Annotated in this window: 22 protein-coding genes and 1 pseudogene; 5 read left to right on the forward strand and 18 right to left on the reverse strand. The window is 37.1% G+C overall.

The features are described 5' to 3' along the window. Window positions 1-10 precede the first annotated feature (10 nt). Entirely contained in the window at window positions 11-1,564 is a 1,554-nt protein-coding gene (locus DN408_RS05985) for a zinc ribbon domain-containing protein (RefSeq protein ID WP_147740007.1), read from the reverse strand. Between the two features lie 5 nt (window positions 1,565-1,569). Beyond that, window positions 1,570-2,058, reverse strand: coding sequence for a zinc ribbon domain-containing protein (locus DN408_RS05990; RefSeq protein WP_002034798.1), 489 nt, complete (start codon window positions 2,056-2,058; stop codon window positions 1,570-1,572). Between the two features lie 158 nt (window positions 2,059-2,216). Between DN408_RS05990 and DN408_RS05995 the strand changes: the two genes are divergently transcribed. Then, window positions 2,217-3,836, forward strand: coding sequence for an SWIM zinc finger family protein (locus DN408_RS05995; protein WP_002016258.1), 1,620 nt, complete (start codon window positions 2,217-2,219; stop codon window positions 3,834-3,836). Then, window positions 3,820-6,576, forward strand: coding sequence for a DEAD/DEAH box helicase (locus DN408_RS06000; protein ID WP_078206540.1), 2,757 nt, complete (start codon window positions 3,820-3,822; stop codon window positions 6,574-6,576). The genes DN408_RS05995 and DN408_RS06000 overlap by 17 nt, the downstream gene beginning before the upstream one ends. Window positions 6,577-6,675: 99 nt before the next feature. Here DN408_RS06000 and DN408_RS06005 read toward each other — a convergent pair whose 3' ends face one another. Next, complete coding sequence (locus tag DN408_RS06005; protein ID WP_001080696.1) at window positions 6,676-7,161, reverse strand: VanZ family protein; 486 nt, start codon at window positions 7,159-7,161, stop codon at window positions 6,676-6,678. 111 nt (window positions 7,162-7,272) lie between these two features. Here DN408_RS06005 and DN408_RS06010 point away from each other — a divergent pair, with 111 nt between their 5' ends. Together DN408_RS06010 and DN408_RS06015 are read left to right on the forward strand one after the other, a co-directional pair. Further along, window positions 7,273-7,497: a DUF1659 domain-containing protein gene (locus DN408_RS06010; RefSeq protein WP_078177878.1), complete on the forward strand. Its 225-nt coding sequence runs from the start codon at window positions 7,273-7,275 to the stop codon at window positions 7,495-7,497. 20 nt (window positions 7,498-7,517) lie between these two features. Beyond that, window positions 7,518-7,733 carry a DUF2922 domain-containing protein gene (locus DN408_RS06015; protein WP_002034804.1) on the forward strand — a complete coding sequence of 72 codons (216 nt, stop codon included), beginning with the start codon at window positions 7,518-7,520 and terminating at the stop codon, window positions 7,731-7,733. Window positions 7,734-7,753: 20 nt separating this feature from the next. On the opposite strand, the gene DN408_RS06020 is transcribed toward DN408_RS06015, so the two are convergent. After that, window positions 7,754-8,152 (reverse strand): DUF4359 domain-containing protein, encoded by a 399-nt coding sequence (locus DN408_RS06020; RefSeq protein WP_002034805.1) that lies wholly within the window; start codon window positions 8,150-8,152, stop codon window positions 7,754-7,756. Window positions 8,153-8,346: 194 nt separating this feature from the next. On the opposite strand from DN408_RS06020, the gene DN408_RS06025 reads away from it, so the two are divergent. Continuing rightward, window positions 8,347-8,823, forward strand: a complete 477-nt coding sequence (locus DN408_RS06025) for a competence protein ComK (RefSeq protein ID WP_002016252.1) — start codon at window positions 8,347-8,349, stop codon at window positions 8,821-8,823. Window positions 8,824-8,906: 83 nt separating this feature from the next. On the opposite strand, the pseudogene DN408_RS06030 reads toward DN408_RS06025, so the two are convergent. From DN408_RS06030 to DN408_RS06095, 14 genes and pseudogenes are all read right to left on the reverse strand, one after another. Then, window positions 8,907-9,339: pseudogene (locus DN408_RS06030) on the reverse strand (sigma factor). A gap of 213 nt (window positions 9,340-9,552) precedes the next feature. Beyond that, window positions 9,553-10,221, reverse strand: a complete 669-nt coding sequence (gene yknW / locus DN408_RS06035; protein WP_078177877.1) for a YknW family membrane protein — start codon at window positions 10,219-10,221, stop codon at window positions 9,553-9,555. Window positions 10,222-10,348: 127 nt separating this feature from the next. After that, complete coding sequence (locus DN408_RS06040) at window positions 10,349-11,548, reverse strand: ABC transporter permease (protein ID WP_078177876.1); 1,200 nt, start codon at window positions 11,546-11,548, stop codon at window positions 10,349-10,351. After that, window positions 11,545-12,225, reverse strand: coding sequence for an ABC transporter ATP-binding protein (locus tag DN408_RS06045; RefSeq protein ID WP_002130002.1), 681 nt, complete (start codon window positions 12,223-12,225; stop codon window positions 11,545-11,547). Before DN408_RS06045 ends, DN408_RS06040 begins: the two co-directional genes overlap by 4 nt. Beyond that, window positions 12,222-13,406: an efflux RND transporter periplasmic adaptor subunit gene (locus DN408_RS06050; protein WP_147740008.1), complete on the reverse strand. Its 1,185-nt coding sequence runs from the start codon at window positions 13,404-13,406 to the stop codon at window positions 12,222-12,224. The genes DN408_RS06045 and DN408_RS06050 overlap by 4 nt, the downstream gene beginning before the upstream one ends. 249 nt (window positions 13,407-13,655) lie before the next feature. Next, window positions 13,656-14,990 carry an MFS transporter gene (pgtP, locus tag DN408_RS06055; protein WP_002130007.1) on the reverse strand — a complete coding sequence of 445 codons (1,335 nt, stop codon included), beginning with the start codon at window positions 14,988-14,990 and terminating at the stop codon, window positions 13,656-13,658. A gap of 19 nt (window positions 14,991-15,009) precedes the next feature. Next, window positions 15,010-16,044: an ABC transporter substrate-binding protein gene (locus tag DN408_RS06060; RefSeq protein WP_016102279.1), complete on the reverse strand. Its 1,035-nt coding sequence runs from the start codon at window positions 16,042-16,044 to the stop codon at window positions 15,010-15,012. Further along, on the reverse strand, window positions 16,041-16,823 hold the full coding sequence (locus DN408_RS06065) for a DUF3919 family protein (RefSeq protein WP_016102280.1): 783 nt from the start codon (window positions 16,821-16,823) through the stop codon (window positions 16,041-16,043). Before DN408_RS06065 ends, DN408_RS06060 begins: the two co-directional genes overlap by 4 nt. A 66-nt stretch (window positions 16,824-16,889) precedes the next feature. Beyond that, window positions 16,890-18,320 carry a HAMP domain-containing sensor histidine kinase gene (locus DN408_RS06070; protein WP_002034822.1) on the reverse strand — a complete coding sequence of 477 codons (1,431 nt, stop codon included), beginning with the start codon at window positions 18,318-18,320 and terminating at the stop codon, window positions 16,890-16,892. An 11-nt stretch (window positions 18,321-18,331) separates the two neighbouring features. Then, entirely contained in the window at window positions 18,332-19,003 is a 672-nt protein-coding gene (locus DN408_RS06075; RefSeq protein ID WP_002166430.1) for a response regulator transcription factor, read from the reverse strand. 112 nt (window positions 19,004-19,115) lie between these two features. Beyond that, window positions 19,116-19,946, reverse strand: a complete 831-nt coding sequence (locus DN408_RS06080) for an SGNH/GDSL hydrolase family protein (protein ID WP_078177874.1) — start codon at window positions 19,944-19,946, stop codon at window positions 19,116-19,118. Between the two features lie 99 nt (window positions 19,947-20,045). Then, complete coding sequence (tagU, locus tag DN408_RS06085; RefSeq protein ID WP_078177873.1) at window positions 20,046-20,954, reverse strand: polyisoprenyl-teichoic acid--peptidoglycan teichoic acid transferase TagU; 909 nt, start codon at window positions 20,952-20,954, stop codon at window positions 20,046-20,048. 142 nt (window positions 20,955-21,096) lie between these two features. After that, entirely contained in the window at window positions 21,097-22,119 is a 1,023-nt protein-coding gene (galE, locus tag DN408_RS06090) for a UDP-glucose 4-epimerase GalE (RefSeq protein WP_147740009.1), read from the reverse strand. A 222-nt stretch (window positions 22,120-22,341) separates the two neighbouring features. After that, window positions 22,342-23,664 (reverse strand): UDP-glucose dehydrogenase family protein, encoded by a 1,323-nt coding sequence (locus DN408_RS06095; protein ID WP_147740010.1) that lies wholly within the window; start codon window positions 23,662-23,664, stop codon window positions 22,342-22,344. Window positions 23,665-23,678: the final 14 nt, after the last annotated feature.

Consider the following 23,678-nt stretch of genomic DNA (forward strand, 5'->3'; position numbering starts at 1 on the left):
TTTCTCCCCCTTATTTTTTTACTAATTTCATACCCGCGAATATTAATACGTAAGAAATAAGAAAACTACCTACTATTAAATATAGCGTGTTACTTTGAATAGATAATATCGGTCCAGAAATTCCAGCGAACTCCTTCATAATTTCCTTACTTCCTGAAGCTGTAATATGAATTTTTGCTAATCCATTTACACAAAGCATCATCACTGTATAAACAGCGCTAAACACTGCTATAGTTACGTACATATTTCGCATACGATATTGAGCCAATTTCATTCCAGCCCTAACTAGTAGAATACATGGTAGAAGAATTAATAATCCCCACCAATGTAAATATGAATTAAAATCATCAATATCTTTTATACGATCAGCACTAGCACCATTAACGATTTCCAGGTCTTTTAAAGACGTACCCTGTATTGATATGCCTGACATATACGATACATGCAGCGGCCCTTTTTCGACTGAATATCTATGCATTTCTCTCTCCATATTCCCCCACTCAATTTCAGTTGGAGAAAGGTGGGCCATATTCCACATGAAAGGTGTTGCTTCTAAAGAAAGTAATACTTTATACGCCTTCTCTGGAAAATCAATTGGACCCATTGATTTTGAACTACTAAATAAAATCGTAATAAGTATAATACCAAATGTAATAAGTAGTCCTTTCAAAACAGTCACTATACTATAATAAATAGACGTTACATACGGGACAAACTGACTAGTAGAAGAAAGCATACGATGTGGTCCTGCTTCAATACTCATACCAATAAAGCTGAATAATAGGCCAAATATAATACCAAACAATAAACTAACAACATGAGAATATACAACATCAATAGTCATCGTTTGATAGAAATAAGAAATAGATGTAGAAGAACTTGCCATAAAGCTTACAATACATAAGAAAATACCGTATATCATGCCAATTACACATGATGTCATGAACTTCTCTCGCCAACTAATTGAAGGTTTTTTTCTTTCAACAAAAAATCCACTTCCACCTAATATAAGTGCCGGAATAGTTACCAAGATGAATAATGGCATATGAAGAAGAAATGACATCGTGTATGCCCCGCTCCCGCTAATTTCAATACCTATTAAATGACACATTAAAATTAATGGTGCTATACCAATAAATGATTGATTAATGGTATTCATATTCAACATACCATCCGTATTTCTAACCGCTGTCTCCACTACATCATTTATAGCAGAATCTATTATTAAACTGCCAATGAAGCCTGCAATGAACATACATACAATTGCAAAAGCACCACCGAATAATCCTTTTTTCAGCATACTTCCTGATGCATTTACATGTAATTGCGCTCCTGCATTTGGTAATTTCATGTTCGATTCTTTTTGGGCAACTCCTAATAAAGAATCACCGCATTTCTCACAATATGTAGCATATTCTTTACTTTCCTGTCCACATGTTCGGCAATACTTCGAAGATTGCGGGACTAACATAACATGGCTATCTATACTAACCGTACTTGAGCCGTCATGTGTACAATAGTTTACTGCCTCCGGCTGTTCTAAACCGCAAATTTTACAATACATGTTCCTCACTCCTTACTTTGCTTCATACCACATGCTGGACAGAATGTAGCTTCCGTTGCAATTTGTTCACCACATGAAGAACATGCTTCTTTTTCAATATTTTTTGATTGAAGGAGTAACTCATTTTCTTTACCGCACTGCCCGCAAAATTTATCATTTAATGATAATGGACCACCGCAACTACACTGTCCTTTTTGTTCTTGTCTCTGTAAATTAGAAATTTGTCTGCGCGTGTTATAAATAGCAACATCAAGCTCTTGCACTGGTGCTACAATAGCTTTCAACAAATCTATTCGAACTTCATCATCACGAAGTTGCATATATACCGTTTGACCAAGTTCAAGTAAAATTTCAGTTTTTTCTTGTAACTTCTCTTGTGTAATCTTCTTTAATTGCGCCATTTCCTGTGCTACTTGCAACTTCATCTTGCCTTGCTCAATTCCCTCTTGCAACTTATTCATGCCATTACCAAACTTCGATTGTAAATCTGACAAACAAATTCTCTCCTTTTAATTACATAGTAATATACAAAATTAACATTATATATATTACCATGATTTTCTAATTGTGTAATTAGAATTTCATTTTTTCTGTTTTGAGCATTTTTTGTTTATAATGGTAAAGGAAAGAAATCTGTGTACGGAGGAATATTATGCTGCAAGACTCAATTACGAAAGATGAAATTATGATGATTGCGAATGAGTTCGTTCAAGGGCTTGATCCACAGCAAGTTGCTGATCAAGAGCATGTCGCTACAGCTCGGCAACTATATCGTAGTGGTGTTGTCTATAACGTTGACTTTGATGGCTATACGCTATCCGGAACTGTAAATGCTGAAGGCAGTGTATATAGTGTTCACATTCCGATTCGTAATGTCACTGAAAGCTATTGCGATTGCTTCGCGCCAACGCAATGTCAGCATATGCTTGCTGTGTTACTATCTGCAGCTTCTAGTTTTGGGCAAGTAGGAGATGTATTAACTTTATTCAAAAATAATACAAAACCTTCTCTTCCTCCTATTCGAACTGCACGACAAGTATTGCAATCATCAGCTTTTGAAGAAATGGATTATAAAAGTTGGCAAACATACTTTGAAAATGAATATGAATCATTTAAAAAAGAACAAGCGCGGCTCACTTATAAACAAATGTATTTTCTTATGAGTCTTTTTACAGACTTCTATACAAAATTAGAACGGAAAGCTCCGCGCATCGTTGCTATTCATGAATTATTTAAGTTGCACGCGGCACTTTATTGCTTTCAAAAATTATTAGAAGAAATTCAAGAATTTGAAGCAAACAAACTATATTCTTATCACCAACCAGTTAACGTCGTTCGCCTATTCGTTGATAAAGTTGAATCTACCGTTAGGGACCTAAAAACAGAGGCGATTCCAGAAGAATCCAAACCGATTTTAGAAGAAACAGCTCGGCTCATACATGAAGCATTCTTCTCTACCGATGCCTATACACAAGAGCGATTCTTCATTTATCGTCACGTATGGGGTGAACTGTTAAGAACAGAAGAGCAGCTACAAGAAGAAAAAAAACGAATCGATACTAAAATCAATCCACTTTCCAAAGCATTAGCATCTTCTCACCTGCTCTTTTTAAACGGTGAAGATGTATCGGCAATGGAATTACTGGAAAAACAGCCTTCTTCTGTTGTGAGCCTTTACTTCTATTGGTTAGAAGAGTTATTAAGTGCGATGGAGTGGGACCGCGGGAAAGATTGGCTTTCCTTTACTTATAAACAAGTAAAAGAAACGATAACGGAACAAGAAAATACCGTCTTCATACAAGATATCGTTCGATTATTTGTGATGATGTATGAGACATATGCAACACATACGAATGAACAAGCGGGATTAGAAATGATTTTACAAGAACTATTACCGTATAGTTTCACAAATTATGAACAATATGTACTTGCGAAGAAACAATACCATGCATGGACGGAACTTCAGCTCTTATATGGATTCGAAGTAATCGAACTTTTGAAAGAACCATTGAAAGATATTGAAAAAGAAGCGCCAGAAGCAGCACTTCCTCTTTATCACCATGCCGCAATGGAAGCAATTGAAGAGCGAAATCGCAAATCATATAAACGTGCCGTTCGTTACTTAAAGAAATTACGTATGCTTTATAAACGACTGAAGCGAACTGATGAATGGGATGCTTTCATTATTCATATCGCTAACTTACATTCACGTCTGCGTGCACTACAAGAGGAATTACGGAGAGGAAAATTAATCGATGATCATACAAACTGAAGTAACAATTAGGCTCCAGCACGTTAGTCAAGGTTGGTTCCTTTGGGGAGAAGATGATAGCGGTACGCTCTTATCCGTAGCAACTTGGAAAAAAAATGCATTCGCATGGCACTCTACTTCTTTCTACGGAACGTTTTTAAAAGAAGCAACGTATGAGGGAAAACAAGGCGTTATGTTAACGAATGCACAGGCATTTGAATACATCGCAAATAAACCGATGAATTCATTTGCAAATATGCAAATGAACGGTCCTATTACGGCACTTACAAAGGACGCAAGTGAATTATGGGACGCTTTCGTCAGCGGCGGCTTCGCACCTGACATGAAGCATTGGTCTCAGCAGCCATCTTGGAAAGTTCAGAATACCTCAATTGAAGATGACATGTTAGCATCTCTTTTCTCTGCCGCTGTGAACGAAAGTATTTTGCAAGATGCTCGCTCAAATGACGGATGGGAAGATGCAAAGAGACTATACGAACATTACGACTTTACGAAAAGGCAATTGGAAGCAGCACTACATGAAGAGGATTGGCTTCGAAAAATTGGTTACATTGAAGATGACCTTCCATTTACAGTCGGCTTAAGACTACAAGAACCGCAAGAAGAACTTGAAATGTGGAAGCTTGAAACAATCGTTACACCAAAACGTGGTGCACATCGCATATATGTATATGAAAGTATCGATTCCTTACCAAAACGATGGCACGATTACGAAGAACGGATCCTTGAAACACAAGAAGGATTCAGTAAGCTCGTACCGTGGCTAAAAGAGGACGACAAGTTCCGAGAAGAACTCTTTGAAACGGAAGCTTGGAACTTCTTAACCGAAGCAAGTAATGAATTACTGGCAGCAGGTATTACAATTTTACTACCATCATGGTGGCAAAATTTAAAAGCAACAAAACCGAGGTTGCGTGTACAGCTGAAGCAAAGTACAGCACAAACACAGTCTTTCTTCGGCATGAATACGCTCGTTAATTTCGACTGGCGCATTTCAACGGACGGAATTGATTTATCAGAAAGCGAATTTTTTGAACTCGTTGAACAAAACAAACGTCTTTTCAATTTAAATGGTCAATGGATGAGACTTGATCCTGCCTTTATTGAAGAAGTAAAAAAACTAATGCACCGTGCCGATAAATATGGACTTGAAATGAAAGATGTGTTGCAGCAACATTTATCTAATACGGCAGAAACAGAAATTGTAGAAGACGATAGTCCGTTTACCGATATTGAAATCGAACTAGATGGATATTACGAAGAGCTTTTCCAAAAACTTCTGCACATTGGAGATATTCCAAACGTAGATGTACCATCTTCGCTACAAGCAACACTCCGCCCGTATCAACAACACGGTGTTGAGTGGTTGCTATACTTACGAAAGCTTGGATTTGGAGCATTATTAGCCGATGATATGGGACTCGGAAAAAGTATTCAAACGATAACTTACTTACTATACGCTAAAGAAAACAATCTCCAAACAGGTCCTGCATTAATTGTGGCACCAACATCAGTCCTTGGAAATTGGCAAAAAGAATTTGAGCGTTTCGCACCAAGCTTACGTGTTCAGTTACACTATGGAAGTAACCGATCTAAGGATGAGTCATTTAAAGATTTTCTTCAATCAGCAGATGTTATATTAACTTCTTATGCATTAGCTCAGCTTGATGAAGAAGAACTTAGTACGTTATGCTGGGACGCTGTTATTTTAGACGAAGCACAAAATATAAAAAACCCACATACGAAACAGTCGAAAGCAGTAAGAAACCTACAAGCAAATCACAAAATTGCTTTAACCGGTACACCGATGGAAAACCGACTTGCTGAGCTTTGGTCTATTTTCGACTTTATCAATCACGGGTATCTCGGAAGCTTAGGACAATTCCAGCGCCGCTTCGTCACACCGATTGAAAAGGACCGCGATGAAGGAAAAATCCAGCAAGTTCAGCGGTTTATCTCGCCGTTTTTACTGCGTCGTACGAAGAAAGATCAAACGGTCGCATTAAACTTACCAGATAAACAAGAACAGAAAGCTTATTGTCCACTAACTGGCGAACAAGCTTCCTTATATGAACAACTTGTTCAAGATACATTACAAAATGTAGAAGGATTAAGCGGAATTGAAAGACGCGGATTTATATTACTTATGCTGAACAAGCTAAAACAAATTTGTAATCACCCAGCCCTTTATTTGAAAGAAGAAGAACCACAAAATATCGTCGAGCGCTCTATGAAAACAAAAACGGTAATGGAGCTCATCGAAAATATAAAAGACCAAAATGAAAGTTGCTTAATCTTCACTCAGTACATTGGCATGGGGAACATGCTAAAAAGTATGTTAGAAGAAACATTCGGTCAGCGCGTCCTCTTCTTAAACGGGAGCGTACCGAAGAAAGAGCGTGACAAGATGATTGAGCAGTTCCAAAACGGAACGTATGACATCTTCATCTTATCGTTAAAGGCCGGCGGAACAGGATTAAACTTAACCGCCGCCAACCATGTCATTCACTATGACCGTTGGTGGAATCCAGCTGTAGAAAACCAAGCAACAGACCGTGCTTATCGCATCGGTCAAAAACGCTTCGTTCACGTTCATAAGCTTATTACAACGGGAACACTTGAAGAGAAGATTGATGAAATGTTAGAACGAAAACAATCATTAAACAACGCCGTCATTACAAGCGATAGTTGGATGACCGAACTATCAACCGACGAACTAAAAGAATTACTTGGCGTATAAAGTGAAGGCTTTTACGGGCAGTTAATGCGGGATAAGATGGATGTTTCTATTCCCACAAATAGCGGGATAAATGAAAAAGGAGCAAATCTCTAACTGAGATTAGCTCCTTTTTCTATGCCAAAACCAATTGCTTATTATAATTCCTGTTAACCCGCCGCACGTATCAAGCAATGAATCTTGCCACATCGGTGTACGGTCTCCTGTAAACCATTGATGAATTTCATCAAATGTTGCATACCCCGCAACGAAAAGGAGGGCGTATGCAAAGCACCTTTTTCTCGAATAACCCGATCGATGAAAAGCATAATACGTCAATGAACCGAGCATAAAGAACACCATAAAATGAGCACCTTTACGAAGGAAAAACTCAACAAATCCACCTACACCTTTATTTGCGATACTAACAGGTGTACCTCCCCCATAATCGATAGATACCCATGAAAAATGCTCTTTCACAAACTCAGCATTTACATATTGCTCAATATCCGAGCGCATATCCTGTTTTTTATATGGCTGTGCTGAAGAATAGAAAATAATCCCCATCCATAGTAATACAGGAATCCAAAATAACCATTTACGATTCATTCTCCCGAAAACCCCTCTCTTAGTCTTTTAAGAGTACCAAAAAAAAGAAAAAATTTCACGCCAAAACATGACATTTACACCCTATTTATAAAGTGAAAGGGGGTGATAAACATGGCAGTTGAAACAATCGTAATGGATTTAACTTTACGCCTTGTATTAAACGGAGGATTAGAAAAAAACGGTAAAACAGTTTTTAAGAACAAACAATTCAAACGTGTGAAAACAAATGCAGATTTAGGAAAAGTACATGAAGTAGCACGTGCTCTTGCTTCACTACAACAATCATCACTTCACGCTTTACAACTTGTAAGCACGTCAGATCTTTCTAATCTATAATTAAAAGGAGGGAATAAAACATGCAAGTACTAGAGTTAATTTTCGTGAAAGAAGATGGAAAAACAGTTGCCTTTTCTATCGAAAATCCCATCACACCAGTAAATGAACTAGTCGTAAATCAAGTAATGGATACCATTCTTTCTTCATCTGTATTTTCGTCCATTAGTGAAAATACTCGTAAAAAAGGGGCTCGCCTCATAGAAAAAAACGTATCTGAAGTTCAAATCACTCCGTAAATCAAAAAGACGAATCTGCATTATTTTGCAGATTCGTCTTTTTTCTTCGGCATTTCAATTGGAATAAAGATGTTTGAAAAACCAACACAAACATACTTATAATTCTCTCCGCCTAAATCAAACTCTGTCGTATATGTTGAGAAGAAAATATAATCATTTCGCTTTGTATAATGCTCAATTAATAATCCAACTTGTGGTTCAACATACTTATTTGCTAATTTCTTTCCCGCCGATGCTAAGTCGCCAAGTATACCCTCTTTGTTTTCTTTCTCAACCTCTTCTAGCTTCTTACTCACATCATTACGCTTCATAAATTGTTTTGCTGCCCAATCCGTATATTCTCCCTTACCCGGATTACTGTTTGCTAAATAAACTAAGAGAACAACAGCTAGAGCCATAATAATATACTTTTTCTTCATGCTATATCACCGCCTACTCTTTTCTATTTTCATATATATGTACAAGCGATGCAAATTAGAAAGACTATCATCTATTGATTGTAAACGAACCGTAAAAATTTACAATACGAAACAAAAGATTAATAATAATTTTACATAATTCATATATAATTATATTAGGAATAACAATTTTTATAAGGGAGGATTTTAGAATCATGGATAATGAGAATAATATTTTTATTTCTAGTTCTACAATGATGCTCGAACCTTGCAAACACCCTTATTACCGGACAAAAATTATCGACAGTAGCGGAAACCCTCTGTACTCTTGCCAAACAGCTATCCAACTCATAAAGAAATCTTGTCTAACACATGTTCATTCTACTTATCAAGGTAGACGTCATGCAGTCCAAATAAACTTTAAGCTCAAACAAAATGTTCCAATTCCGATTAATCACAAAGAATATATTTGCGTTTTCCCAACAGAATCTCCTTCTTCTCCAAGCTGCATTTGGTTGTTCTATAACCATATAGATGAGATAGAGTTTTCCAAAAAAACTAACAAAGCTAACATTCATTTTTTTAACGGAACTACCATAACAATACAAATAGGTTCTCATAAGTTACAGCAACAATTTTTCAAATCTGGACATGTATTATCCCGAATGAACATGAAAGATTCATTACCTTAAAAAACCTCTTGCCACATTTACTGCCTTAATGTAAATAGAATGGAACGCAATATTTCCTTTGCCTTCCATTCTACTTATTATTCTTATCCCCTTACACTATCCCTCATTTTCTCAAGCGCTTGTCGATATACCCATCTCACTTGATAGTACGTCATCCCCATTTCAGAAGCTATCTCCCCCATATTTTTCCCTGTAAAAAATCGCTCTGAAATGATGTGCTTCTCCTTCTCATCTAACACACTCAAATCGTTCCTCATACTCATCGGTGCATACATACCTCTCTTGCACTACACATTCTTTCTCCAATCTTCCCAATATATAACCACGTACTGTTACGACAGCATAAGCAGGAAAACTCCCTTTCTCCTCCTCATACCTTTCATAAGCATGCCAAAGACCAATTAAACCACATTGATAATACTCTTCATAATCTTGGTAAATATTTAACCTCTTTATTTGATTTACAATCATACCTTCATACAAAACAACCGTATCTGCAAAAGTCGCTGGCTTCACACAGTGCCCGTTTCTAAAAGGTATACCTCTTCAGTATTCCGCGGTACCTCTACAATATAAAATGAGAAAGGAAATTTCATTGTGGGTAATTTCAAATACTGCTGCCAGAATTTGAAATTACACTAAGCAGTATTTGAAATTCTAATAGGGGTATTTGAAATAGGGGTAAAAATAAAAAAGGTGACTCTCGGAAGAGTCACCTTTTTTATTTTATTATTGGAACATACCTTTTACCGCACCAAATCCAATAGTTAAGATAAAGAAGACAACCATAAGAATTGTTGCTTTCTTTTTACTTAAACCAGCCGTAATTTGAAGACCTAACCATGTAATAACAAATCCCCAAATTGTGAACACTTCAATATTATTTGCAATACCTTTTGCAACACCACCACTTGAAGCGAAAATCGGTCCTAAACCAGTATACATTTCTTGTCCTGATCCGCCTAAAACAAGTGCTAAAACTGTGTTTATTAATAAACCAAGTAATGAAATAATGCTTGAGTACACACTGATTGTTAATAATTTCTTATAAGAAGTATCATTGCTCATTAACATCATAAATATTTTATACACTACTGCACTAATAAAGAAACTAATCGCCATACCAATAGCACCAAATACTGCACCCGTACCAAACGACATTATAGGTGTAACGCTAACACCCAAATCCTTATTCATCTTAATCGCCTCAGGGGTTAGGGAGTACACATAAGCAGCAAGGCCTGCAACAAGTCCACCTAATAAAACAAGTATCCAAAATGCACCCCATACCGCATTACTCGTCTTCATTCTCTCAAACTGTAAACCAGGAGAAGTAATCATTCCAAATAATGATGGCTTCTCTCCTTCAACCTTTTGCGTATTCAAATTCGCTTCCATTATAACGCCTCCTTCTATTTATATAACCCGTTCTAACGGGCGGTTCACATCCTCATTTAGAGGCTACGAACCGCCCACTAGAACGGTAATGTGTAGTAGAGACTCCCTTCTCTACTACACTAATAATTTACTCATAACGAAGTGCTTCAATTGGATCTAATTTCGCAGCTTTGTTCGCTGGAATTAATCCGAAGATAATACCTAGTGTCATAGAGAACAATACTCCCCCAACGACAACTTCCCATGAAACGAGCGGTGGCCACTTCGCAAATGTGGAAACGATATATGCCCCGCCATACCCAAGACCAATTCCGATTAAACCACCTAGAAGCGTTAGCATAACTGCTTCAATTAAAAACTGTAATAAAATTTTACTACGTGTTGCTCCAAGCGCTTTACGCACTCCGATTTCACGCGTACGCTCCGTTACAGATACGAGCATGATGTTCATTACACCAATACCACCAACGACTAATGAAATACCAGCGATACCGCCGATGATCATCGTCATAATATTAGTCATTTTTGAAATACCTTCTTGAAGTTCTTTTAAATTCATAACCTCGTATTTACCAGTTGCATCACTCGGTTTACGACTATTTAAGACATCTGCAGCTTTTTTACCTGCTTTTTCTAAATTATCTACATTTTTCGCTTGAACAGAAATATTTTGAATTTCATCTTTTCCATACAGTGTCGGCCATAATGAAATTGGAACTAGTGCTTCTGATGGTCCCATTCCCATAAACTCGTTATCTGATTTGTAGACACCAATAATTTGCATCGGTTGACCTTTCATTTCAATAATTTTACCGACTGGATTGGCATCCTTAAACACCTTTTCTTCCATTTGTTTACTAATCATGACAACATTATTACCTTGATCCACATCTGATTCTTGTAAAGAACGTCCCTTTAACAACTTTACTTTATTTACTGAAAAATACTCACTGTCTAATCCAGTAATACTCACCATTTCTATTTTATCTTCAATATCAAGTGGTTCCATACTTGAATTTGTTGTTACAACATGTGCGATATCTGGAATTTTTTTAATTTCAAAAATATCTTCTTCAGTTATCTTCGGTGCTTCTACCATCGCCATACCAAAAGGATCATTCATATCGGCACTATAATGAATCGGTACCGTTTGATTACCTGATCCAACAAATTGGGATTTCAGTGCAGCTTCCCCGCCTTGCCCAATCGCAACGACGGTAATAATAGAGCCTACACCGATAATAATCCCTAGCATCGTCAAAGCTGAGCGTAGTTTATGAGCTAAAATAGACGATAAGGCAATTTTCATACTATCTAGTAAACTCATACTGCACACCTTCTATCTTCTGTAACTTTCCCATCTCGCAGTACAATGCGACGGGAAGAATACGCTGCTACCTCTTCTTCATGCGTAACCATAACAATCGTCGTACCTTCTGCATTTAGCTTCGTGAAAATATCCATAACTTGTGCACCAGACTTCGTATCAAGTGCACCTGTCGGCTCATCGGCCATAATAAACGTTGGATTATTTGCAATCGATCTCGCAATCGCTACACGTTGCTTCTGTCCACCTGATAACTCACTAGGTAAATGATGGACTCTATCTGATAATCCAACTTTTCCAAGCGCTTCAAGGGCTCTCTGACGACGCTCTGCTTTCTTCACCCCACCGTAGATGAGCGGAAGTTCAACGTTTTCCACTGCGGAAAGACGCGGCAGCAAATTAAAGTGCTGGAACACAAAGCCGATATATTCATTACGAATTAAAGCTAGTTTTGACTCGTCTGCTGTTAAGATATTCACATCATTCAACATATATTCACCTTCTGTTGGACGATCTAAACAACCGATAATATTCATAAGCGTTGATTTACCAGAACCAGACGGTCCCATAATAGAAACGAACTCACCGCTTTGAATTGTTAAACTAATACCATGTAAAATCGGCACTGCCAATTTTCCTTGATAATATGTTTTAGCAATATTATTTAACGTAATCATTTCTCTTTCACTTCCATTCCGTCATGCACGTCGTCGGAAGGATTTTTAACCACCTTTTGCCCCACTGTTGTGCCTTCAACAATCTCTGTCCAGTCTCCATCAGTAGAACCTTTTTTCACATTTTGTTTACGAAGCTTTCCTTTCTCTTCAATATAAACAAATGCATCTTCGCCTTTTTCTACAATGCTCTTACTTGGAACAGCAATCATCGTCTTATTCTCTAAATTTACTTGCAGAGAAACGTGATAACCTGGAGATAAACCATCTTGGCTATCAAGACTTGCTTTATATGTATATTGAGACATATTTTGAGTTCCCTCACCAGCAGCTTGAGCCATCTCTGCACTCGTTGGGAATTCACTTACTTCCGTAATCTTACCTGTCCACTTCTTCTTATTATTTGCTTTCGCAGTTACAGTGAACGTTTGATCTTTTTGAATTTGTGACTTTTGAAGCTCTGTTAAAGTCCCTTGAACCTGGAACGGGTCTTTAGAAGCAACTTGTAAAAATGCTTTCCCTTGACCACCTAATGCCTGAGATGAACTTTGCGCTGCATCCTTATCTAACTTCTGTACAACACCAGTAAAATTACTATAAATCGTAAGTTCTTTCTGTTTTTTACTTAACTCTTCTTTTTGTAACTTCCCTTTTTCTTTCTCAAGGTCAGTTGTTTTCTGAGCCATTTCTAACTCGCTTACTTGCTCTTCCATCGGGTCTGTTACTTCTTTCTCAGCCCCACTATCTTTTACCTTCTTAATTTCTTTCTTCAATGAATCAATCTTCTTTTTCCCTTGATCGTAACGCATATCAGCCATCTTCTGATCAAGATCAGCTTGCTTCATTTGAAGATTAATTTCTTCATTATCATAAGAGAATAATTTCGTTCCCTTTTCTACCTCTTGTCCTTCTTTCACCGCAATATCTTTCACTTTTCCTTTAGTCGGATCCGCATAAAAACTTTCAATATTCCCTGGCTTCACCTGACCAGAAATTAACTTCGTATTATTAAGCTTACGCTCTGTCACTTTCTCAAAACTTACAGCATCTGTATTAGCCGTACCTTTCTTCTTACCTTGCATAACAAAAATATTAACTGCTGCTACAATAACAATTAGTGCAATAACTCCGATGATAATCCATTTCTTCTTCTTGTTTGGAGTACGAACCGTATTTGGTAACATATTCTCTCTCCTTTTATATCTTAATAGTTTAATAGATATTTAATTGTATAAAACTTTCGGGAAATTGCATCCCCACTTACATTGTTACACTCATTTTACAAAGTTTTACACAATCATTTATATTGTAACAAAAATACCAATGATTAGAAATATGACATTCTATCTTTTAAGATAGTTTTAAGGAAAGGTTTCCTTATATAAAAAAAAGCGATCCAAAATAATAATTGGATCGCTTTTCTGAATAAACTATTACGCCACTTTAGGACCTTTTCTCTCATGTCCACGTTGAACGATAAATAAGAATACTGTTGATAAAATACCGCCTGCTAATAGTAAGATGAAGCAGCCATCCCAGCCAGAACGATCAACAATAACACCAATTGCTGCGTTTGCTACAAGACTTCCGCCTACATAACCGAACAGACCACACATACCAACTGTTGTACCTACTGCAAATTTCGGTACTAATTCCATCGCACTTAAACCGATTAAAAACTGTGGTACGTAAATTAAACAACCGATAATAGAAACGGCAATACTTACAACAAGTACGCTAGATGCTTGCCAATATACAACCGTACCAACAACAACACCAGCCATACTCATAATACATAATGGCATACGTTTTCCTTTAAATAATTTATCACTTAAAAGACCAACGATTAATGAACTTGGAATTGCCATACCTTCAAAAATCGCGTATGCAGCATGTGCTTCATTTTTTGAAAAACCTTTAACTGTTGTTAAATAAAGCGGAACCCAGTTAATAACACCGAAACGAATTAAGTAAACAAATGCATTTGCAATACATAAATACCAAACGAACTTATTTGTCACTACATATTTCATTAAAATTTCTTTTGGTGACATCTTATTAGCATTATCTGCTTTTTCAAGATTTTCATAGTCATTACGATACTCATCAATTGGAGGAAGACCTTCAGATTCTGGTGTATCCTTCGCATTAATCCAAACAAGAACTGAAATTACCATTGCGATAATCGCTGGGAAAATAAACACGCCGCCTTGCCAATGATTTTCACCAAAAATACCTACACCAATTCCAACAAGTGGTGGCACTAGCATTCCACCAACGTTATGTGAAATATTCCAAATACCTGTTTTCGTACCACGTTCTTTCTTCGAGAACCATTTCGTCATAACGATACTACAAGGTGGTGCTCCCATTCCTTGTACAATACCATTTAGGACAAGTAATGTAACAATCATCCCAAATGAAGATGCAAAGCCGAAGCAAATATTTACAAGCCCTGATAAGAACAATCCGACTGCGATAAAACGCTGGGCGAAAGCTTTATCTGATAAATTCCCCATAAAGAACTTACTAAATCCATAAACAATCGCCATTACTGAACCTAGTAGTCCAATTTGAGCTGTACTAAAACCATATTCTTGCACTAAATACGTGCTTGATAACGTAAAGTTACTACGAACTAAATAATAAGCAGCATACCCAACTGAAATTCCCATTAGCACACGAATACGCAGTAATGTATATACTTTAGCGATCATATCCGCTGGTAACCTCTCAATTGCAGGTGCTGGCTTAAGCCATTTAAACATATTCTTTCGTCTCCTTTTCTCACTGCTGAGAGAGACGCTGTCTATTCCATATCTCGATTATTCCGCTATTTGATATATTTTGGTTTGCCCTTCTAACCGGCTGTCCTTCTATTTCTTTCTCATTCTTCGCAAACATCGTTGGTACGCCAAACGAAACTTTTTCTAAAATATGCCCCGCTTCTTCCGATAAACAATAATCAATAAATAAATCCGCAATAATACCACTCGGCGCACGCTTTAGTTTCGAAATCGCATTAACGGACAACCCTGTTTGCTCAGGTTCGTTACTTAAAATAGGAAAGCCTTGTTTTTGAAGCATTCTCTGATCTCCCGCAAAATTGATGCCTATCATATATTCACCGCTCGCAACCAGTTCTGCAGGCATATAACCATTCACCGTTACTTCACCAACTTGCCTTGCAAGATTCTTAACATACTCTTTCGCTTCTCTTTCACCTAAAGTATCAATAAGTGATTGAAACAAAGTATATGCTGTGCCGGAAACATTTGGATCAGGCATTGCAATCTTATCCGTATATACCGGATCTAATAAATCTTGCCACCTTGATGGATATGGAAGACCGAGCGGCGCTATTTCTTCATTCCACCGCTCTTTATTAATCGCGATTGCCAGTTTCTCCACTTCATAACCGTACCAATAACCATCTTTATCTTTAACAGTCTTTGAAATACGATTCGCATGCTGGGTCGTAACAGGAATAGAAAGGTTCTTTTGCTTCATCATTTGATGCGCATCTACTGTACCGCCAATAATAATATCCGCCTTCGGATTTCCAGCTTCCTCTTCTACTCTCCGAAGAAGTTCTTCTGTCGATAGACGAATAAATTCATATGTACACCCGCGTTGTTTACAAAATGACGAAAGCAAAGCTTCACCAACTTCCTCGCGGGCCGCTACATACGCAACGAGATGACGATCATCCAAAATAGGGAGACCACTTTTATTATATTTAATAGAGGTTGTATCTCGAGAGCAACTAGACATCGCTCCTCCGATTACTAGCAAAAAGAAGAAAAAGGCTATCTTTCTCATGACACACTCTCCTTTACAAGGAATTCTGCTAGGGAGCCCTTCATATACATGACATTCCCGTTATTATCACCGAGATATTGCACAACAAAGTACGATGGATACACAGAAATAGTTAGAATATCCTCCCGCTCATTCTTTACACGTTTGCCTGTTTTATAGGCAGTAATATAAGCAATCGGCTCATTCTGTGATTGTAATAATTTCTGAATTTCTCCGTAATCTGTAATTTGCCTTGCGTATCGAATAGAATCAAATATGTGTGTAAGATCTATAGTACGTATTACATCCCCTTGCCTCACTACAACTTCCTTTGCCTCCGCAAAGAAATTACTAATGCGCTCTGGTGTATAATACAGACTTAACAAATACGTTTGAAATGCTGAGATCATCGGATCCGTGCCATTCTTTCCGTATACATTAGTCTCGTACTGGAACAAGTCACCTACTGCAAAAGTACGTTTATGTCCATTCAAGTACGTTACTTCTCCAGTAAATACTTGTTCTTGATTCCTCGCTTCTCTCGGTTCTATTCGAATTCGGTCAAAGAATGAAACAATCGTATGCAAACGAACTTCATCCGTTACAACAATTTCTCCCCACTTCTCATGCCTTACTTTCACTTCAGTAGGAAGAGATTCATTCACTCTTTGTAAAACGGCTTGTTTGTCATCCACAATTGTGATTCGATTATATATTTGCTTCTCAATAACATAAAACAAAATAAGAGAAACGATCATACAAAAGACAAACATAAGAATTTGAAATGATAGCCTTTTCATTTCTGCCTACCTCCAAGATAAAAAAACGTTGTTTCGAAAATACCGCATAATTGTTTCATAAATGTATCATTTAACCGCTTTCAAGTTTTTTATGTCTTCCATCCGTCTCGGAAGTAAAAATGTAATGCATATTGTAGTTCCCATTTCTTCACTACTCTCAATTCGCATACTTCCGCCTTGCTTCTTCATAATCTCCTGACAAATGTATAAGCCATAGCCATTCCCGTAACTTGAAGGAAGCACCTTACCTTCCGGAGACTCATTCCATTCTGCAAGCACACCTTCATCCATACCAATACCATCATCATGAACAAAAACTTTCGCTTCCTGCTCATTTATAATTACATTCATACGAACTTGCGTAGCATCACTATATTTAATCGCATTATCAAGCACATTCAAGAAAATTTGCTTCGTCTTATCAAAATCCGCAACGACGTGTACTTCTGTTAACTCATTCATAACTTCAATTTCAAACTGCTGCAACCTAAGTTTCACAATCGAAACCGCTTCTTCTGCCAATTCTTTAATATTCACGACTGTAGGTGACACTTCAAACGTACTCTTCCCGTACTTTGAAGACTTAAGTAATTCCTCTACAAGTGATAATAGACGCTCACTTTCTACAGACACATAACGGAGGCTCTCCTGCACATCCTCCTTCGACTGCAACTTCGGAATTAAATCCACATAACCGATAATCGCTGTTAGCGGTGTTTTCAGCTCATGCGTAATGCGGTCCAAGAAATCTTTCTGTTTCTCTTTCTCTTCCTTCAGCTGCTTAATATGCAGCTCAATCCCATCAGCCATCGCATTAAAGGACGCTGAAAGCTGCGCAATTTCCACATACTCATTCAGCTCAATCTTACTTTCATAATCTCCATTCGCAAGCCGATATGCCATTTGCCTTAACTGATCAATTGGTTTATGAAGAGACTTCGCCAAACGAATCGCAAAGAAAATACCAGCAGCTACTAAACAAAGCGACGTCATTAAAAACGTCCAACTTACATTTGTTAAAACTTCCTTCTCATCCGTTAACTCATTTATAAAACGAATACTTCCAATGACATCGTTTCCATAATAAACCGGACTTGAAAACAAAAGAATTGGAGCTGGATCTCCCTCCTCGAAAACATACGATTTCTTTCCCTTCAAAGAACTCTCAATGTCAATATTCCGATGAAGTAACGCTCCTTTTTGTGTATCTGCAACAACATCCCCATTCTTCCCAATCATCTGCACCCGGACATCCATTCGCTTCGCTAAATACGAAGCAATTAAAAGCGAATTAGGACCTAATGTCTCCACTTCTGCTTCCTTCTCTAAATAATTCATCGTATAAATTTGCGCTTCCACACTTAACTTTTCTAAGGAATCCGCCGCATTATGATACACATTCTTCTCCAGTGCAATATAAACAACCGCATACAAAAGAACAAGAATTGGAATCAACAACCCAACTATTCCAAACACCATATTTCGTTTTAAAGACATATCATCACCTTTTAGCAATCAAGCTTATACCCCACACCATAAATTGTCTTAATATACTCCCCGCTCGCGCCGAGTTTCTTCCGAAGCCTTTGCACCATAATATCAACCGCTCTCGTATTTCCGATATACTCAAACCCCCATACCTTCTCTAATAGCTCATCCCTCATGAACACACGCTGCGGATTCGAAACAAACAACTGACATAAATTAAACTCTCGGTACGTTAACTGAATCTCCTGCCCACTCACATGAAGCTTTCGTTCCTTTGGACAAATAAGTAAATCACCAGCCCCAATCACCTCATGATTTAAAGGAACCTCCTTCTTCTTCACGCGCCGCGCCATATTCTTCACCCGAAGAATAAGCTCCGCATAATTAAAAGGCTTCGTCACATAATCATCAGCTCCAAGCTGAAGACCAAGTAACTTATCATTCATCTGACTCTTCGCTGTCAACATAAGCACCGGAATATCACGCTCCTTCTCTCTAAATAAACGTAACAACTCATACCCATCCGTATCAGGAAGCATCACATCTAAAATAAGTACATCCGGCTGCTCATTCCATCTCTCTAAAGCTTCTCTCCCATCAGCCGCCGTCAATACTTCATACCCTTCCATCTCTAACTGCATCCGAATCAAATTACGAATACTCGATTCATCATCTACTACAAGTATTTTCATCATTCTCCTCCTTCCATCCTGTATTATAGTACAGTTTAGTATAGCAAAAATAAAACAAAAAAAGAGAGGGTATTGTCGAACATATTTTGTCGACGATACCCTCTCTCATTTATTATTTAGCCACAAAATAATCCGTTACATATTGTGCCCAAACTTCATGTCCCTTAGCACTTGGGAAACCGAACTCTGTTTGTAAGTACGGTAAAATTGCTTTCGTTGTTGCATCAGGCCAAGCTCCCCAATGATCAACATATGTATAACCATTTTGCGTCGCAAATTGTTTTAAAGCTTCAATCGCTTTCGGATAATTCTTCGCACCATACACTGGGTTTGATGGTTGAATCATAATTGTAGCGCCTTTTGCACTAGTAGAAAGTGCTTGCACAAACTTCTGTGTACTCGCTACAGAATTTCCATTACCAGTTTTTCCGTTGTCGGTAATAAATGGTGGTTCAAATAAAATTACATCCGGATTGTCTTTCGCAATCTCTTTATCGCGTTTATTCGCAATTAATTCCTCTGTACTTTCACCCTTATATTCCTTTACCGTCACATCCCATAAACCTTTACCGTAAGAAGCCTCTAAATTAGCAGTGAACTTAGCTACCCAAGCATCTTTTTCAGATGAAGAAGCTTCATCACCAACAATAACAAGATTTACTGCCTTCTTATCCTGAGCAGCTTTCTTTAACTTCTCTTTCACTGCATCTGGCAAGTTCTTTGCGTATGCTTCATTAAAAGATGACTTTGCATCTTGTTTTTTCTCTTGTTTTTTCTCTTCCTTCTTCGCTCCGCTATCTTTCACTTCAGCCTTTGTTTTCGTTACTTCACTCGTTTGCCCTGTTGCATTCGCAATCTTCTTATTCCAATATAGTTTACCGCTCACAACCGAAGCAATAAACAATACAAAAATAAATAGGACAACTACTGCTTTCTTATTCATCGATTCACCTCATCTATTAATCTCACAATATATAATACTAATATAAATTCAAGCAAAAATAAACCCAACTCCTTCCAAGAGAGTTGGGTCCAATACATATTACTTAGTCAATTCAAGATGTGCTTTCAACTTATTCGTTAAATCTTGCTTTGCTGCATCTGGAACATAGTAGTACCAAATACCATCAGCGGCTTTGTGGCCGTCACCTGGGATTTGGATATCCTCACTGTTCTGCAAACAATTTTTATAATTCTTTTGCATATCAAACATTTGATCTTGCGTTAAGTTTGTCTTCACGTTCTTTTGAATCGCTGTAAGTACATCACCATAACTTGATAAAGAAGAGAAGCTTGCGCCTTTCTTAATAACAGCCTGCATCACTTGACGTTGACGCATTTGACGACCGAAATCGCCGCGAGGGTCTTCTTTACGCATACGTGTGTATGCTAAAGCTTGATCACCTGTTAAGTGAATATTTCCTTTTTCGAAGTGCTTTCCTTCTAGAGAGAACTCTAAATCATTATTAACATCTACACCGCCCACTGCATCAACGATATCTTTAAATCCTTCCATGTTTACTTCAACATAATAGTTAATAGGAATATTTAAGAATTTTTCTACAGTCGCTACAGACATATCTACGCCGCCAAATGCGTAAGCATGGTTAATTTTATCACTTTTTCCTTTTCCAACGATTTCTGTATATGTATCACGAGGGATACTTACTGTTTTCATTGAATTATTTTTAGGATTTAACGTGATGACCATTAAAGAATCTGAACGTCCTTTATCCTCGCCGCGCTCATCGGCTCCTAGTAACAGGATTGACACTGGTTCAGATTTAACGATTTTTTCTTCTTGTTTATTACCTTGATCACGTTTTAATGGTTTATGAACTTCATCTAATGTTTTTGAAACAGAGGAATATATATTATAAGCGTAAACTCCTCCTCCTATAATTAGTACCCCTATAATTCCTAATATCCAAAATAAGATTTTCTTTTTCATAGTTTTAACCTTCTTTCTTTAGGCACTGTTATCAAATTATTATGACGACAAAACACAAAATACATTATACATGTAATCGGATTTTAAAGCCAAACCATATTAATAACCTAAAAAATGAATTCAGTACCTTTCAACAAATCTCCTAGTTATTGATTTGCTCATATCCACTCTTATTTTCAGACTGCCATCTCCAAGAATCTGCGCACATCTCTTCTAATCCACGTGTTGCTTCCCATCCTAATTCACGCTTTGCTTTCGATGCATCCGCAAAGCATACTGCCACATCACCAGGGCGACGCTCCGAAATTTTATAAGGAACTTTCTTGCCTGAAACTTTTTCAAATGCTTCAACCATTTCCAACACACTATAACCAGTACCAGTCCCGAGGTTATAGGTATCTATTCCCTTTGCAGTAAGTACTTTCTCAAGCGCTTTTACGTGACCATTTGCTAAGTCTACAACATGAATATAATCACGGACACCCGTGCCATCTTTTGTTGGATAGTCATTTCCAAATACACTCAATTCCTTTAGCTTACCTACTGCTACTTGTGTTACATATGGCATTAAGTTATTTGGAATTCCGTTTGGATTTTCTCCAATACGTCCACTTTCATGCGCACCAAATGGGTTGAAATAACGAAGTAATGCGATACTCCATTCTGCATCCGCAAATGCTACATCACGCATAATTTGTTCAATCATTAATTTCGTTTGACCATATGGATTTGTTGCACTTAATGGAAACTCTTCCGTAATTGGTGATGTTTCTGGGATACCATATACGGTTGCAGATGAACTGAAGATCATCTTCTTCACATCATGCTTCTGCATCACTTCACATAGCACTAATGTGCTTGTAATGTTGTTATGATAATACGTTAACGGAATTGCTACTGATTCCCCTACAGCCTTAAAGCCTGCAAAGTGAATAACAGCTTCAATTATATTCTCTTCAAAAATCGTATCAAGTGCTTCTCGATTTAAAATATCTTCTTTATAAAATTTAAACTGTTTTCCTGTTATCTCTTTCACTCGATTTATAGACTCTACTGAGCTATTCGAAAGATTATCTACTACTATAATTTCGTAACCGTTTTTTAGTAATTCTACGCATGTATGACTACCAATATATCCTGCTCCACCTGTTACAAGTATTGCCATAATTACAAACCTCCCCTTTACTAAGAAGTGTCATTACACTAAACACATAGGAATTTTATTTTATAAAAAGCAAACTATATATCCACAAATGTAAATTGTAGCCTCTTATAATTAAAATTAACCTAGTTATTATTAATAAATAACTTGGTTAATAAAAATAATTCTTTTATTTAAAAACAAGCTATTCTTAAAGCTACTTATTTCTTCAAATTAGAATATATATTATAAAACAACCTTTTCTCGAACTATCGCTGGTCTTCCTACTGAATAGTAGTCTACATCAAATTTCTTTACATATTCTAAACCATGACAATTACGTCCATCAAAGATGATAGGTTTTTTCATTAATTCAATATATTTTTCAATAGGGAATGCTTTTATATCATCCCATTCGGTTACAATAAGCGTTACATCCGCATTTGTTACCGCCTCTTCAACAGAAGATACATACTGTACTTCGTTAGGTAATATTTTTCTTGCGTTTTCAATTGCAATTGGGTCATAGGCTACAACTTTCGCTCCCAATTCTACTAAATCACTTGCAATAACAATAGACGCGGCTTCTCTCATATCATCAGTATTTGGTTTAAAAGCTAATCCAAGCATAGCGATTTGCTTGCCTTTTATATCACCTAATATATCCTTCACCTTTTCAACTAGAGATGCTTGTTGGTTGTTATTCACTGTAATAACTGATTTTAACAAGTCAAAATCATGCTCTACATTACCAGCAATTTGTATTAAAGCATGTGTATCTTTCGGAAAACAAGAACCACCATATCCAATACCTGCTTTTAAAAATTGTGTACCGATTCTTTTATCTAATCCCATACCATTTGCCACATGCTCTACATCTGCACCTAATTTTTCGCAAATATTAGCAATTTCATTAATAAAGCTAATCTTTGTCGCTAAAAATGCATTTGCTGCATATTTAATCATTTCAGAACTCTTAATTGATGTTTTAAAAACTGGTACGTTAAATGGTCTGTTTACTTCTTCCATAATATTTGCAGTTTCTGCATCATCCGTGCCAATAACTATTCGATCTCCATAGAAACTATCTTGAATTGCCGAACCTTCCCTTAAAAATTCTGGATTCGATACCATGCTGATTTTTACATCTGCTTTTAAATTTTGATGTATTAAATTTTTCACATGATCATTCGTTCCAACCGGAACTGTACTTTTAATTACTACAATCGTATCCTTTGTAAGGTTGTGCGCAATATCTAATGCAACTTGTTCTATATATTTTAAATTAGCTGAGCCATCTGCTCGCTGTGGTGTACCTACCGCTATATAAATAATATCGGCCTTTTCAACTCCCTGGCGACAGTCTGTTGTAAATAAAAGTCTATTTTCTTTAATATTTTTACTCATTAATTCATCTAAACCAGGTTCATATATCGGTGAAATTCCTTCTTTCATTTTCGCAACTTTACTTTCATCAATATCAATACATGTTACGCGATGCCCAATATCCGATAAACACACTCCTGTTACTAGTCCTACATAACCTGTACCAAAAATAGCAATATTCATTTTATATCCTCCTT

The organism is Bacillus sp. AR13-1, from assembly GCF_008042285.1.
GTDB classification, from domain to species: Bacteria; Bacillota; Bacilli; order Bacillales; family Bacillaceae_G; genus Bacillus_A; species Bacillus_A mycoides.

Excerpts from the sequence above, each read along its gene's own strand:
- DN408_RS06010 (WP_078177878.1), top strand. The coding sequence starts at position 7,273 with ATGGCAGTTGAAACAATCGTAATGGATTTAACTTTACGCCTTGTATTA.
- DN408_RS06015 (WP_002034804.1), top strand. The coding sequence starts at position 7,518 with ATGCAAGTACTAGAGTTAATTTTCGTGAAAGAAGATGGAAAAACAGTT.
- tagU (WP_078177873.1), bottom strand. The coding sequence starts at position 20,954 with ATGAAAAAGAAAATCTTATTTTGGATATTAGGAATTATAGGGGTACTA.
- DN408_RS06050 (WP_147740008.1), bottom strand. The coding sequence starts at position 13,406 with ATGTTACCAAATACGGTTCGTACTCCAAACAAGAAGAAGAAATGGATT.
- DN408_RS06040 (WP_078177876.1), bottom strand. The coding sequence starts at position 11,548 with ATGAGTTTACTAGATAGTATGAAAATTGCCTTATCGTCTATTTTAGCT.
- pgtP (WP_002130007.1), bottom strand. The coding sequence starts at position 14,990 with ATGTTTAAATGGCTTAAGCCAGCACCTGCAATTGAGAGGTTACCAGCG.
- DN408_RS05985 (WP_147740007.1), bottom strand. The coding sequence starts at position 1,564 with ATGTATTGTAAAATTTGCGGTTTAGAACAGCCGGAGGCAGTAAACTAT.
- DN408_RS06075 (WP_002166430.1), bottom strand. The coding sequence starts at position 19,003 with ATGAAAATACTTGTAGTAGATGATGAATCGAGTATTCGTAATTTGATT.
- DN408_RS06000 (WP_078206540.1), top strand. The coding sequence starts at position 3,820 with ATGATCATACAAACTGAAGTAACAATTAGGCTCCAGCACGTTAGTCAA.
- DN408_RS05995 (WP_002016258.1), top strand. The coding sequence starts at position 2,217 with ATGCTGCAAGACTCAATTACGAAAGATGAAATTATGATGATTGCGAAT.
- DN408_RS06060 (WP_016102279.1), bottom strand. The coding sequence starts at position 16,044 with ATGAGAAAGATAGCCTTTTTCTTCTTTTTGCTAGTAATCGGAGGAGCG.
- galE (WP_147740009.1), bottom strand. The coding sequence starts at position 22,119 with ATGGCAATACTTGTAACAGGTGGAGCAGGATATATTGGTAGTCATACA.
- DN408_RS06045 (WP_002130002.1), bottom strand. The coding sequence starts at position 12,225 with ATGATTACGTTAAATAATATTGCTAAAACATATTATCAAGGAAAATTG.
- yknW (WP_078177877.1), bottom strand. The coding sequence starts at position 10,221 with ATGGAAGCGAATTTGAATACGCAAAAGGTTGAAGGAGAGAAGCCATCA.
- DN408_RS06065 (WP_016102280.1), bottom strand. The coding sequence starts at position 16,823 with ATGAAAAGGCTATCATTTCAAATTCTTATGTTTGTCTTTTGTATGATC.
- DN408_RS06070 (WP_002034822.1), bottom strand. The coding sequence starts at position 18,320 with ATGTCTTTAAAACGAAATATGGTGTTTGGAATAGTTGGGTTGTTGATT.
- DN408_RS06080 (WP_078177874.1), bottom strand. The coding sequence starts at position 19,946 with ATGAATAAGAAAGCAGTAGTTGTCCTATTTATTTTTGTATTGTTTATT.
- DN408_RS06095 (WP_147740010.1), bottom strand. The coding sequence starts at position 23,664 with ATGAATATTGCTATTTTTGGTACAGGTTATGTAGGACTAGTAACAGGA.
- DN408_RS06005 (WP_001080696.1), bottom strand. The coding sequence starts at position 7,161 with ATGAATCGTAAATGGTTATTTTGGATTCCTGTATTACTATGGATGGGG.
- DN408_RS06020 (WP_002034805.1), bottom strand. The coding sequence starts at position 8,152 with ATGAAGAAAAAGTATATTATTATGGCTCTAGCTGTTGTTCTCTTAGTT.
- DN408_RS06025 (WP_002016252.1), top strand. The coding sequence starts at position 8,347 with ATGGATAATGAGAATAATATTTTTATTTCTAGTTCTACAATGATGCTC.